This window comes from Bradyrhizobium sp. LA2.1 (genome assembly GCF_040547725.1).
Lineage (GTDB): Bacteria > Pseudomonadota > Alphaproteobacteria > Rhizobiales > Xanthobacteraceae > Bradyrhizobium > Bradyrhizobium barranii.
Genome location: NZ_JBEPQI010000019.1, coordinates 128,935 through 142,059, shown reverse-complemented (window position 1 = coordinate 142,059; position 13,125 = coordinate 128,935). Strand labels below are relative to the sequence as shown.

10 protein-coding genes are annotated in these 13,125 nt (G+C 64.2%); 6 read left to right on the top strand and 4 right to left on the bottom strand.

Going from position 1 to position 13,125, the window contains the following annotated elements; genetic code table 11:
• Nucleotides 1-47: 47 nt before the first annotated feature.
• Nucleotides 48-1,337, bottom strand: coding sequence for an NAD(P)/FAD-dependent oxidoreductase (locus tag ABIB95_RS31415; protein ID WP_354245195.1), 1,290 nt, complete (start codon nt 1,335-1,337; stop codon nt 48-50).
• Nucleotides 1,338-1,648: 311 nt separating this feature from the next.
• Between ABIB95_RS31415 and ABIB95_RS31410 the strand changes: the two genes are divergently transcribed.
• Nucleotides 1,649-3,637 carry a WG repeat-containing protein gene (locus tag ABIB95_RS31410; protein WP_354245192.1) on the top strand — a complete coding sequence of 663 codons (1,989 nt, stop codon included), beginning with the start codon at nt 1,649-1,651 and terminating at the stop codon, nt 3,635-3,637.
• A gap of 42 nt (nt 3,638-3,679) precedes the next feature.
• Here the strand turns inward: ABIB95_RS31410 and ABIB95_RS31405 are convergent, their stop codons facing one another.
• A complete protein-coding gene (locus ABIB95_RS31405; RefSeq protein ID WP_354245189.1) occupies nt 3,680-5,173 on the bottom strand; it encodes a GH1 family beta-glucosidase in 1,494 nt (497 codons plus the stop codon).
• 2 nt (nt 5,174-5,175) lie between these two features.
• On the bottom strand, nt 5,176-6,177 hold the full coding sequence (locus ABIB95_RS31400; RefSeq protein WP_354245186.1) for a glycoside hydrolase family 16 protein: 1,002 nt from the start codon (nt 6,175-6,177) through the stop codon (nt 5,176-5,178).
• 329 nt (nt 6,178-6,506) lie between these two features.
• Between ABIB95_RS31400 and ABIB95_RS31395 the strand changes: the two genes are divergently transcribed.
• A complete protein-coding gene (locus tag ABIB95_RS31395; protein WP_354245183.1) occupies nt 6,507-7,754 on the top strand; it encodes a glycosyltransferase family 87 protein in 1,248 nt (415 codons plus the stop codon).
• A gap of 5 nt (nt 7,755-7,759) precedes the next feature.
• Here the strand turns inward: ABIB95_RS31395 and ABIB95_RS31390 are convergent, their stop codons facing one another.
• Nucleotides 7,760-8,641 (bottom strand): DMT family transporter, encoded by an 882-nt coding sequence (locus ABIB95_RS31390; protein ID WP_354245180.1) that lies wholly within the window; start codon nt 8,639-8,641, stop codon nt 7,760-7,762.
• A gap of 146 nt (nt 8,642-8,787) precedes the next feature.
• Here ABIB95_RS31390 and ABIB95_RS31385 point away from each other — a divergent pair, with 146 nt between their 5' ends.
• The 4 genes from ABIB95_RS31385 to ABIB95_RS31370 all read left to right on the top strand — a co-directional run bounded on the left by ABIB95_RS31385 (nt 8,788) and on the right by ABIB95_RS31370 (nt 13,101).
• Nucleotides 8,788-9,009: a dodecin gene (locus tag ABIB95_RS31385; RefSeq protein WP_028147321.1), complete on the top strand. Its 222-nt coding sequence runs from the start codon at nt 8,788-8,790 to the stop codon at nt 9,007-9,009.
• A gap of 179 nt (nt 9,010-9,188) precedes the next feature.
• On the top strand, nt 9,189-11,093 hold the full coding sequence (locus ABIB95_RS31380; protein ID WP_354245176.1) for a sensor domain-containing diguanylate cyclase: 1,905 nt from the start codon (nt 9,189-9,191) through the stop codon (nt 11,091-11,093).
• Nucleotides 11,094-11,322: 229 nt separating this feature from the next.
• Nucleotides 11,323-12,348 (top strand): helix-turn-helix domain-containing protein, encoded by a 1,026-nt coding sequence (locus ABIB95_RS31375; protein WP_354245173.1) that lies wholly within the window; start codon nt 11,323-11,325, stop codon nt 12,346-12,348.
• A gap of 129 nt (nt 12,349-12,477) precedes the next feature.
• Nucleotides 12,478-13,101: an HAD family hydrolase gene (locus ABIB95_RS31370; RefSeq protein ID WP_502917888.1), complete on the top strand. Its 624-nt coding sequence runs from the start codon at nt 12,478-12,480 to the stop codon at nt 13,099-13,101.
• The last annotated feature ends 24 nt before the right edge of the window (nt 13,102-13,125 follow it).

Genomic DNA, 13,125 nt, shown 5'->3' with positions numbered 1-13,125 from the left:
TCGAACGATCGAGGACCCATCGGGTCCTCGGCTCGTTTCATCGAACGTCACGCATTCTGCGCCAGCGAATGAGCCTCGATTCGTTGGCGGATATCGGGCGAATTGATCAGGTCGAATGGCTCCATAAGTTGCACGACATCCGAGAACGCGCGCTGAACCACCGGATCGGCCACGACGGCCCGGAATAGAGCCGCCTCGAACTGCCGGCTTTCCTCGTACCGCTCCGGGCGCTGGCCCCGTGTGGTTGGATAGGCGAAGTCAGCGTTCACGCCCATGTTCCAGGGTGCCTGAAGCAGCGCGCCCACTTCGGACATGAACCCAGCCTGGAGGGCCTCGATCGGGTCCGCCTCCCCGGCGACGCGATCCAGGATCTCGCGCAGCAACTTTGCCTCTCGCGCGGCGACCGTCATGCCCTGCCCGTAGACCGGATTGAACCGGCACAGCGAGTCCGCCACGGGGAGAATCCCGCGCGGGAGCCGCTTGAGCCGTTCAAAATGCCGCCAGCGGCTCGCGTCAAACACGAAATGCCGGAGGCCTCCGGGTGGCAAGAGCTTGTAGACTGCGTTGTAGATCGCCGGCGTCTTCAATTGGCGCGCAGCCGCAAGATAGTCCTCCCACGTGCCGGGGCGATTCGTCGCGCCGTGATGGGAGATCGATGTAAACCAGCGCCCGCCTTCGAGAGGAATGATCAAGCCGGCTGTCGCCGACGTGGCGGGATCGGGCAACGTGACCAGATTTTGCCAGTCGAACGAGGTTCGCCCCGGCCGCAGAACCGCGGTGGTGTAGCTGATGTCGACGCCCACGACGGTCTCCTGCGGCCGCTCCCAGCCAAGCACATCGAGCAGGCCGAGCGTTGGCGCGCCGCGGCCGGATGCGTCCACCACGAGATCCGCCTCGATCGCCGCACCAACGCCTGCGTCGTTCTCGAATTTCACCATCGGCCGGGTTGCAGCCGGCACAATCTCCATCACGCGGCTCTGCGATTGCACTTTGACATTGGCGATCGCAGTCACCTTTCGGCGCAGCGTATGCTCGATCAGCGGCCGCGAGCCACACAGCAGCGACGTCCCGCAGTCGCGCCTTGGCAGCGCGCCGACATCTGGCCGCTCGTACTGGACGTCCTTGAAGACATTCACGGGAACTGCACCGGCGGCGGCAAGCTCCTGCGCGAAACCCGGGAAAAGGGAGTCGAGGGCCTGCAGCCCACCGGCCAGAAGAAGATGCGGATGCCGATCCTGGGGAACGCCGGCGCGGGACATGATCGAAGCCGGCAGGACATCGCGTTCGAGAATGACGACTTCCTGGAAGGCGGAAGAAAGCGCACCGGCGGCAGACAATCCTCCAATCCCCGCTCCGATGACAACCGCGCGTTGCCCAAAATGACGGCTCATACTTATTCCTTTGGTTCGATTCACCACCTTTCTGTGCGTGGACCGCACTACGGGAATGTTTCCAATCGCGGGATCTTTGTTTCGATTGCAACGGAGCGGCCGCGATGCCCAAGCGTTACGACAGAACGCCGCGTTCAGCTGCGGTACTCGCCAGACTCGATGCGGCGCAACCTCTTAGGTTGTAGCACCATGTTTCGACACGTTCTCGCCACGGATCATCGGTATTCGACCAAAATCGGAATACCGGGAAAGTCGCGATGGGTGCATGCAGCTGGTTCAGAGTCGCATTGTTTGTTCTCGCGTTCACGAATGGCGCGACTGCACAGGACATGCCGTCGGAGCTTACGCCTGTCGGCAAGGCCGTCCTTCAAGCCGAGATCGCGGCCAAGGACCGCTCGGAATCCGGCAAGCCGGTGGACTCTCCGTTGGCCGCGTGCACCTTCCCGGGCGGCCTGTGCGGCGCGGTTTGGCGTGACGGTTCGGTTGCCGTGCCGCCGCGATACGATTGGGTCGGCAGCTTCTCGGAGAAGCGCGCTGCAGTTCGCAGCGGAGGACTCTACGGCTTCGTCGACGACGAAGGGCGCGAGGTCGTCACACCGCAATACAGCCTCGTGGACGACTACAAGTTTGGCTTCGCGCAAGTCGAGGTCGGGGGCAAATCGGGCCTGATCGATCGTGACGGCAAGACGATCTTCGCGCCGACATACGGGTTCATCGAAGCGATCGGTCCCGACCGCTTCCGCGTGTCGGATCTTCGGCAACGCGGAGGAACGATCGGCGCCGAGGATTTCTCGGGGATAAGGACCACCTACACCTCAAACAGCGTCAGTGTCTCCGCCCCCTTCGAATTCAAGACGAATGGCGTGATCGATCTCTCCGGACAATGGATAGAACCGGCGGCGCCGCCATCGCGCGAATTCGACAAGACAAGTCCATCAGTTCGCTGGGTCGAAAGAGGCGGATTGTGGGGGTTGTTGCAAGCCGATGGAAGCTGGCTGGTCGAGCCGAAGTTTCAGCGGGCGGAAGCCCTAAGTGACGGCCTGGCGCGTGTGACTCTCAGCAGCAAGGTTGGCTTCATTGATGGCACAGGGAAATTCGCCATCGAGCCGGTCTTCGACACGGCCTGGCCGTTCAGGCTCGGCGTTGGGCGCACATCGGCAGAACGAGACGGCAGCTTCGGCGTGATTGACAAGTCCGGATCCTGGATATTCCAAACCAGTCACCAGCAAATTTATCTGGCGATTGCCCGTAACGAAGGCTCCTCCGAGGTGCCGTACGGATGGCACTTCAAGCAGGCGGACCACTGGGGTCTTCTGGACCTCGACGGCCGTACTGTGCTCGACGCAGCGTTCGATCAACCCGTCCAGCATTGTGAAGACAAGCGGCTGATCGCCTACAAGAACAAGCAATGGCTGTATTTCACGGAAGGCGGAAATCCTCTGCAACCTCCTGGAAGCCGGTTGATCGATGCGACATGCGGCGCCGCACCGCCGTACACCCTGCAAACCGGAGACACGTTCCAGCTTGTTGACGCACGCTTGCAGCCTATCGCGCCGATGCAGTTCGAGGCAGTCGTGCGAATTGGACGGGATGCCAGGAATGCCAAAGTCGATGGCAAATGGGGACGCATCAGGTCCGACGGGAGTTGGCTCGTCGAGCCCCGATTCGACTACCTTTCGACCAATCCCGATCCCTTTGTCGCGTCCATTGACGGTAAGCGCGGCGTCATGAAATCGGATGGGACATGGCTGATCGAGCCCAAATTCGACGCCGTTCGAATCCGACAAGACGACACCGCTTTCGTCACAACCGCCGGCGCCACAGGCATCTTGCGGCTCAATGATCAATCCTGGGTCATGCAACCCCGCCCGGGCGTCATGTGCGACATCGGAATCGCGCTCATGTCGCAGGCCGGCGGAAAACGCGTGATCTTGTCTCCCGCCGGCGAGGTCTGGGTCGACGCCGACGCCGAGCGCGTCGGCATCAATCTCGACTTCGGACTTCTGACGTTTTTGAGAAACGGCAAGTGGGGCCTGGTCGACACTGCCGGACATGTGTTGGTCGAGCCGCAATATGACGAGCCGGTCTATTTCGCGCCACGCGATCGCGGCATCGCCTGGGCCAAGCGGGATGGCAAATGGTGCCCGATCGACCGGCGCAACCATGCGATCCCGGGGATCGCATGCTCCGATGCCAATCCCGCACCATCCCTGGCACCGCGATTCGAATGCAAGATCGAGCCTTGAGTTCGATCTGCGCAAGACGATGATACGTATTTCGTCTCCAGCTCACACCCCGATCGCATTCCGCATCACCACGTCCCGGTAGAACGCCGCGCTCAGCTTCGGCACGCGCGCTTGGGTCTCGAAGTCGACCCGGTAGAGGCCGAACCGCTTGCCGTATCCGTAGATCCACTCGAAATTGTCCATCAGGCTCCACAGGAAATAGCCGCGAATCGGCACGCCCTCGGCGATCGCACGCTGCATCTGGGTCAGGTAATTGCGCAGGAACATGATGCGGTCGAGATCGTAGACCTGGCCGTCGGCCGAAATCTTGTCCTCGGACGAGGTGCCGTTCTCGCTGATGTAGATGGTGTCGATGTTCCAGATTTTTGCGGCGAGACGCGGGGCCCAGTAGATCACCTCGGGGCCGACCCGCAGCCATTCCGAGTTCATGTGCGGGAACGAGGTTGGGAACGGCAGCACGCGGAAGCCCGACGCGCGATCAGAGGCCGTGACGTAGTATTGCGGCGCGTAGATGTTGAGCCCGACGAAATCGTTGGGCGTGCCGATGATCTTCAATTCCTCAGGGGTGAATTTCGGCGCATCCGCGCCGGCATAGGCGAGGAAGCCGTCGGTGTACTTGCCCTCCAGCACCACGCCAAGAAAGCCGGCGTTGAGCTCACGCGTTGCGATCTCGGCAGCGCGGATATTTTCCGGCGTCGCGATCGCGGGCACGCAGGCCGCGATATTCTCGGCCGCACCGACACGGGTGCCGACGCGCCCGGAGGCGCGGATCGCCTGCACGGCGAGCCCGTGCGCCAGCGCGACGTGATGGCGCGCCTGGTTGAGCTGCGCGGTCGGCAGCTTGAGGCCGGGCGCGTCGATGCCCCAGCCATAGCCGAAATTCACGAAGCGCCCGACCTCGTTCACGGTGAAGATGGTTTTGACGCGATCGGTCAGGCGCGCGGCGACGTAGGCGGCGTAATCTGCAAAGGCCTTCGAGGTGTCGCTCGACTGCCAGCCGCCGACGCGGTCCTGGAGCGCCTGCGGCAGGTCCCAGTGATAGAGCGTGGCGTAGGGCTCGATGCCGTTCGCGAGCAGCTCGTCGACGAGCCGGTTGTAGAAATCGAGCCCCTTCGGATTGGGTTGGCCCGATCCATCCGGAAACACCCGCGGCCACGCAATCGAGAAGCGGTAGGCCTTGACGCCGAGCGCCCTGATCAGCGCGACGTCGTCCTTGTAGCGGTGATAGTGCTCGTTGGCGCGGTCGCCGGTCGAGCCGTCCTCGATCTTGCCGGGCGTGTGGCTGAAAATGTCCCAGATCGATTTGCCGCGGCCGTCCTCGTCGACGGCGCCCTCGATCTGGTAGGACGAGGTTGCCGTGCCCCACAAAAAATCCTTGGGAAAGGGCGCGTGGCGATCGGCCGATGCGGGCGTCTCATTATCTGCAGCCCTGTTATCTGCAGCCTTGTTATCTGCAGCTTTGGCACCCGCCGCTGCACCAAGCGCGGCGAGCCCCGCGAGCTTCGCAAGATCGCGCCGCGAGACATCAGCTGACATCGCTATCTCCGAGCCTGCTCCATGTCGATCTGATAGGCGGAAATCCGGTCGATCTCGAATGCGACGGTGGGCGGCGATTCCGCATCGACCGGACCGACGCCGAGAAAGAATTTCGATCCGATCGCGAGATTGACGATCATGTACATGGGATCGTCGAAGCCGATCGGCACCTTGATGTCGGAGACCGGCTTGCGGTCGATGAAATAGACCAGGCGATCCTCCTCCCACAGCACACCGTAATTGTGGAATACGCTGGAGGCGTCGCCGACCGCATAGTCGAAGCCGCAGGACTGGATCTTCTGGGTCGACGGAATCCGCCAATGAGTCGTCATCACGAGATCGCCGGGCCGCTCGCCGCGGCCTTCCAGCACGTCGACCTCCGGCGGCCAGCCGCCGTCGTCTGCCAGCATCCAGAACGCCGGCCACACGGCGTGACCGATCGGCACCTTGGCGCGGATTTCGAAATAGCCGTGCTTCTGCGCGAATGTGCCCTGCGTGGTCAGGATTCCCGAGATGTACTCGTTGTTGAATAGAACGGACTTCAGTTCCGGCGGCGTGCGGCTGGCGACGATCGAGAGCACACCGTCCCTCACCTTGAACGGATCAAGCCCAAGCGGCGTCCCCGCACGCCCCGAATAGCGCGGATCGACATAGATCTGCTGCTCGCCATTGGCGCTGGTCTTGCGCTTGAAGTCGGAGCCGTCACCGCCCCAATAGCGCGCTTCCGGCCACGCTGCACCGCCGGCGTAATGCGGCACCCAGCGACCGGTCGCAAGCGGATGCTCGTCAAAGTCATCGTTGAAAGTCCGGCGCAGCGGCAGGAAGGCGAGCAAGGCGGGATGGACCGTCTCAAGCTTGCGGCACTCGATCATGGAGGGATCGGTGGTCACTTGCAGCGTCATCATGCCGGGCGCAGCATCGAGATCGTCCAGCGCGACGCCCGGCGCGGGCACGGCAGACAGGCCGATCGCGACCAGAGCGCCCTTCGTCCAACTGTCGATCATCACCGCACATCGAACTTGGCAGAAAACTTGGCAGGTGTGCGCAGGTTAGCTCGCCTGTCTTCGAGCGGGCAAGCACGGCCATCTGTGGGGGCGGGCGATTTCGAAAAGGTCATCTCGACATCACATTCGGGTCGGCCGGAAATCGCGTCATCCCGGGCGCAAGCTCGGCGGCTAACCCGGCCAGTTCCGCGCCCAGCTCCGCCAGAGAGGCGCCGGCGCCAAATCCTTCCGCATTCGTTACCGTCCCTTAAGCCTCCGATGGCAGTTTGGCCGGGATCCGCGGCCCTGCCCGTCCAACCGCCGATCCATCAGGTCCAAGGTCGCCGCTCATGTTTGCCGAGACGCTGGAAGCGGTTCAGTCCTCGCCGTCGAAGCGGACTGCCTATGTCCGCTTCGTGCTGGCGGCGCTGGCGTCGATCGCCGTCTTCAAGGCCTTCTGGTTCGCACGCTTCGGCGGCTGGACGGATCGCGAGCTCGCCGATTTCGATGCCTTCCACATCGTCGCGCAGCACGTCTGGCGCGGCGATCTCGACCAGGTCTATCATTTCGACGCCCTGCTGAAGATGCAGATGGAGGCCGCCGGCGGCGCCACCGGCTTCATGCCCTGGACCTATCCGCCGCAATACGACCTCCTGGTCGCGCCGTTCGCATTCCTGCCGGTCGGCATCGGCTATCTCCTCTTCACCGCCGCGACGCTCGCACTTTATCTCGTGACGCTCCGGGCGATCGCCGGCCGGAATTTCGCGCAGGTGCTGGTGATCCTGTTTCCGGCAATGGCGATCACCATCGGCTGCGGGCAGAACGGCTTTCTGACGGGGGCGCTGATCGGGCTGGTCTGCCTCAACGTGGAGCGGCGGCAGCTGGTGGCCGGCCTCGCGCTCGGCGCCATGGTAATCAAGCCGCACCTCGCAATTGCCGCCGGCGTCTATCTGCTGGTGACGCGGCGCTGGATTGCGCTCGGAACGGCCGCGGCCGTCGTATTGGCGAGCTCACTGCTCTGCACGCTCCTCTTCGGGTGGCAGATCTGGTTCGCGTGGCTCGGAGCGATCAGGGAATCGGCAAGCTATCTCGAGCAGGGCTTCTACCCACTCTTCCGCATGATCTCGACCTATGCGGCGCTGTACAAGGCCGGCCTTCCCGCAAGCGCCGCCTTCTGGGGACAGACGGCAGTTGCCGGGCTGGCCTTGTTCGCCGTCCTTCTCGGTGCGGCGCGGGGCGCTTCACCGGCCTTCACGCTCGGTGCCGCCGTGATGGTATCCGTGATGATCAGCCCCTATGCGTATGATTACGATCTGCCGATGCTCGGGATCGGTCTGGCCCTGGTGCTGCCTGATCTCGCCAGGATGGCGAGCCCGCGCGAGCGGAGCGTCATATACGGGCTGATCCTGTTCGCAGGAGCCTATGGGCTGTTGCAGTCGGGGCGGCTCGCGGTGCAATTCGGGCAGAAGGCCGATCCCGACCAACATTTCGCGCCCGCCCTGGGCGGCTTCGCCCTGATGGCGCTCCTGGTCCTGCTGCTGCGGCTGCTGTGGCGCGGGACGCAGCCGGCGCCCATCCTGTCGCAGGCCGCGGAATAACGCCTCTAGGCCCGCTGCAACGCCAGCGTCACGCCGCCGAGCGTGAGCGCCATCGCCGCCCATTCGCGCAGGCCCAGCGGCTCGCCCAGGATGATCGCGGCGGAGACGACGCCGATCACGGGGACGATCAGCATGCCGGTCGAGGCCGAGGTCGGCGGCAGGCGGCGCAACGTCTCGAACCAGGTGACGTAACAGACGCCCATCGGCACCAGCGTCATATAAACGAAGCAGCCGAGCCCCAGCGGGGTGATCGCTGTGATGTCGGGATGCTCGAACAGGATGCCGAGGATCAGCATCGTGGCGCAGCCGAGCCCAACCTGCCAGGCGACGACCACGAGCGGCGGCATCGGCAGCGGCTTGCGGTTGAGCACATTGCCGAGCGCGAACAGGATGGCGCAGAGCAGAGCGAGCGCGATGCCGAGCAGCTTGTCGGCGCCGAACGCAAAGCCGTGGCCGCCGAGCAGCAGCGCGACGCCGGCGACACCGAGGACGAGACCCAAAATATCCCGCATGGTCGGCCGCGTACCCAGCACCGGCCAGGCGAACAGCATGGCCCAGATCGGCATCGTATAGGCGAGCAGAGCCCCCTCGCTCACGGTCACATATTTCATCGCGACCGTGCCGAGCCCCATCCAGGCAAGGACGTTGGTGAGGGTCGCAAACAACAGCCGCGGAATCGCCTCGCGCGGAACGGCGAAGGATTCCTTCCGGCTCAGTGCCAGCGCGCCAAGAATGAGCGAGGCACAGACGCCGGCCAGCCCGCGCGCGAACAGCGGCGGCCATTGCTGGAGCAGCAGCTTCATCAATGGCCAGTTCAGCGCCCAGCCGAACGCCGTCACGCCGAGGCAGAGAGAGCCGATCGTCCTGTCGCGCCGCGCCGAATCCATGGACAGCGCTTAGCAGGCGGGTGCGGCGCACTCCACCTCGGCTGGCGCATGCGGGCCATGGCGGACGATGGAACCGGGAACGCCGGCACCCGTTCAAATGGGAGCGGGTGGCGGTGGTGCCGCAACGCAAACGAGGGAGACGTACCATGCCCACAGCCGAGTCGGATCACGTCTACAAGATCCTGGAGCTGGTCGGATCATCCGAGACCTCCATCGAGGATGCGATCAAGAACGCGATCAGCCGCGCCGCCAAGACCGTTCGCGAGATGAAATGGTTCGAGGTGGTGCAGACACGCGGTCACATCGAGAATGGCGCCGTCCGCCACTACCAGGTGACGCTGCGCGTCGGCTTCACGTTGGTCGGCTGACGCGGCAGACGCGCGCGAACCCGTCATGCCGCGGCGACGTGGTTAACATCCGGCGATGAGAGTCGATTAAAATATCGACGATCTCCTCTGGCTGACTACGGACGCGCAAAATCATCGCGGAAGTTGCAACAGGCCGTTAAGACCAAAGTGAGAGCTTTGCTCCGATTTGGAGCAAGCCGATGGTCACTGACCGCGAGCTCGGCAAGACGCGCCTTCCGCTCTGGGCGGCGGGATTCGTCGTGCTGATCTGCGTGGCGATCCTCGGCTTGAGCGTCTGGCGCGAATGGGAAACGCACAACGCCGATCTCAGGAACGCCGAGATCGACGTCGCCAACCTCGCGCATTCCCTGGTCCAGCATGCGGACGACACGTTCGAGCTTGCCGATACGATTCTGGTCGGACTGGTCCATCGCCTCGAACTCGACGGAACCGGCCCGGACACGATCGCGAAGCTCCAGACTTACCTGCCGACCCGCAAATCATCGGACCGCATCCGCGGCATCTTCGTCTATGACGAGACCGGCCGATGGCTTGCTACGACCGAGCATCTCGACTTCTCCAAGCTCAACAACAGCGATCGCGAATATTTCCGGCAGCACCGAGATTCCCCGGCGAAGGACACGCTGATCGGGCGGCCCATCAAGAGCCGCGCCGGCGGCCAGTGGATCATCACCGCGTCACGCCGGATCAACCACCCCGACGGCAGCTTTGCCGGCGTCGCGCTGCTCACGATCGACGTCGCCTATTTCGCGAAATTCTACGAGCGCTTCGACGTCGGGTCGAACGGCTCGGCATCGCTGCTCAACGACGCCGGTATCATGCTGGCGCGCAGCCACGACGAGAGCGGCGCCTTCATCGGGCGCGACCTCTCCAATGCGCCGCTGTTCAAGGAATGGAAAAGCCGTCCGGCGGCGGCGGTCTACTATTTCAAGTCGCCGCTCGATGGCGTGCAGCGGCTGAGCTACTACCAGCGCAGCAGCCGCTATCCGCTGATGGTGCTGGCGAGCAAGTCGCAGGACGACGTGCTGGCGCCCTGGCGACGCGCGGCAGCCGCACGCACGGCCTTCGTGCTCGGCCTCGTCGCGCTGATCGCGGTGATCGGCTTCTACCTGGTCCGCCAGCTCTGGCAGCGGCAGCGAATGGCCCAAGCCCTGGTCGCGAATGAAGCCCATTTCCGCCTGCTCGCCGAGCAATCCAGCGATATGGTATCCCGGATCGGGCTGGATAACCGGCTGCTCTACGTCTCTCCCTCGTGCGTGCGCATCATCGGCTGGTCTCCCGAGGAACTGCTCGGCACGTCGGCGGTGACCGGTATCCACGCGGACGACATGGAGCGGGTCGAGCAGGCCATCGCAGCGCTGAAGAACGGCGAGGCCGAGGAAGCGCGGTTCGTCTATCGCCAGCGCCATCGCGACAAGGGCGATATCTGGGCCGAGGCGGCCTTGCACGTGACCCGTGCCTCCGACAGCGGCGAAGTCGACGGTGTCGTCGCGGTCGTGCGCGACATGACCGAGCAGAAGGACTTGCAGGACAAACTGGCATCGCTCGCGACCACCGATGGCCTGACCGGCCTTGCCAACCGCCGCGCGTTCGACGAACGCCTCGCGGAGGAATGGGCGCGCGCCCAGCGCGACGGCACGCAGATCTCGCTCCTGTTGATCGACGTCGATCAGTTCAAGAAATTCAACGATCATTACGGACATCAGGCGGGCGACGGATGCCTGCGCGCGCTCGGCCGGATCCTGTCCACTCAGGCCAGGCGCCCGGCTGACCTCGCGGCGCGCTACGGCGGCGAGGAATTCGCCGTATTGTTGCCGAACACCGGCCCGGATGGTTGCGCCGAAGTCGGCGAAGGGATTCGCGAGGCACTGCACGACCTCGCCATGCTGCATGCACAAAATCCGCCCTCCCGGCTGGTTACGGCAAGCATCGGCGCTGCGACAAGCCTTCCATCTCAGACCGCGCTGGACTGCAACACGCTGGTCGCCGGCGCCGACCGCGCACTCTACGCCGCCAAGGACAGCGGCCGTGACCGTATGGTGATGTCGGGACAGGTCGTGCCCTGGCCCGCGAAGAGCGCGTGACGAATTCTGCCAGGCGTAGCGAACGCCGCCCTTTCCTGCGTAGCAGGCAAGCGCGGCTAACGCGGTGTGCACATGCGGCACATCGGCGCGCGCCAAATCCTGCCCACCATCGCTTGCGCACTGATTTCTGAATGGCTACATCCCGAGGCGATGTTGGGGGGCCGCCGGACTTCTTCGATCGGGTCCATGCGGTACGGCCTCATCGTGGGGCAATGCAGACGAGACGGCCGTGAACGAGACCATGCCGGCGGACATCCCGGGGCGCGGGGTGGACGCACTGAGACAGTTGCGCGCCATGACGGCCGACATCTGCGATGTCGTTCCGCTCACCACGGAGGACGACTTCCATGTCACCACCGTGACGATGATGACCCGAAATGCGTTGCTGGTCGATACGCGCGCGACCGATCAGGAATACGACCGGACGCCTGCACACGTCGCCCGCGGTGCGATGGATCACTTTCAGATCACCTTGTGTGTCGAAGGCGAGATGCGGTTCAGCTCCGGCCGGCGCGAGGTGACGATGGGGCCCGGCGCCATCTGCCTGATCGACATGGCGCAGCCGAACCGGACCGTGTTGCGCGGCGGCGGCAGTCGTACCCACCTGATGGCGATCATCCTGCAACGCGCCATGCTGGCACCACGGCTTGCTCATCCGGATTCGGCGACGGCTACCTTGCTGCCGTCAAACCATCCTCATACCCGCCTGCTTGCCAGCCATTACGCGGCGCTTACGCTGCCACCCGAGCCCGAGGCGGGCAGCGCCGAGGCCACGATCGACGCCATCGCCGACATCGTTGCCGCGGCCGCCGGCGGGACCGCCGACATTGCGGCCGGAGTCGAACGCGCCGAGCGGCATCTTTATCTTGCGATGATCAAGCGCCGCATCGCGGACAATCTCGAGACCGACGCGCTCACCGCGGACGAGTTGTGCCGCCACTTCCAGATTTCGCGCGCGACCCTCTATCGGCTGTTCGAGGCGGATGGCGGGCTCTCGCACTATGTGAGGGAGCAGCGGCTCAATCTCGCTTTCCGCCAGCTGATATCGCCGTCCGCGGAGGACACGCGGCTGATCGACCTCGCCGTCGGCATGCGCTTCAGCAGCGATTCCACCTTCATTCGCGCATTCCGCCGCAAGTTCGGCTTGACGCCGGGCGAACTGAGGGAGCTGGCCGACAATTGGCTCCGCGAGACCGGTGCGGTCCCGACCATCGACACGGTGCTGCATCAACTGGCCCGCCGCCGCACCTCGTAGCCATGAAGCTGCGACGCTCGACACCAGTATCGCAACGTTCGGCCTTGGCGCCCGGATTTGTTGCCCGCGTTCCAGTGGGATATGACTTTGAGCACGGCCGGATGTTTCGGTCCGGCCGGGAGCGTTCCCGTGCCTGACGAGATCAAGCTTGTCCTCTTCGACATGGACAATGTCCTCTGCGAATACGACAGAGGAAGGCGCGTCGCGTTTCTGGCGGAGCTTGCGGGGACCACCAGTGAGTTCGTCTACAAGGCGATCTGGGAGAGCGGATTCGAGCTTCTCGGCGACTCCGGCACGCTCGATGCCGCCGACTATTTGCGGGGATTTGGCGAGCGCATCGGCTATCCCCTGTCGCTCGATGAGTGGGTGGAGGCACGCCGCCGTTCGATGAAGGCCGATCGCGCGATGCTGGAGATTGCGCGCCGCCTGCATGAGACCATCGATGTTGCCGTCCTGACCAACAATACCACGCTGGTCGCCGACCATATCGACACGCTGCTGCCGGAATTGCGTCCGCTGTTCGGCTCCCGCATCTACACGTCGGCCCGGTTCAAGGCGGCCAAGCCGGACCCGCGCTGCTATCGCCTCTGCCTGTCGGAGCTACAGGCGACGCCGCAGACCGTTCTGTTCGTCGACGACCTCGCGGCAAATGTTGCCGGCGCGCGGGAAGCGGGCCTCCTCGCGCATCATCACACGTCGGTGGAGGCTTTCCGGCAGGCCCTTTCGGCGCACGGCCTGCTCAGGGACGGATGAACGGGCGCACCGCCTCGCGCGACG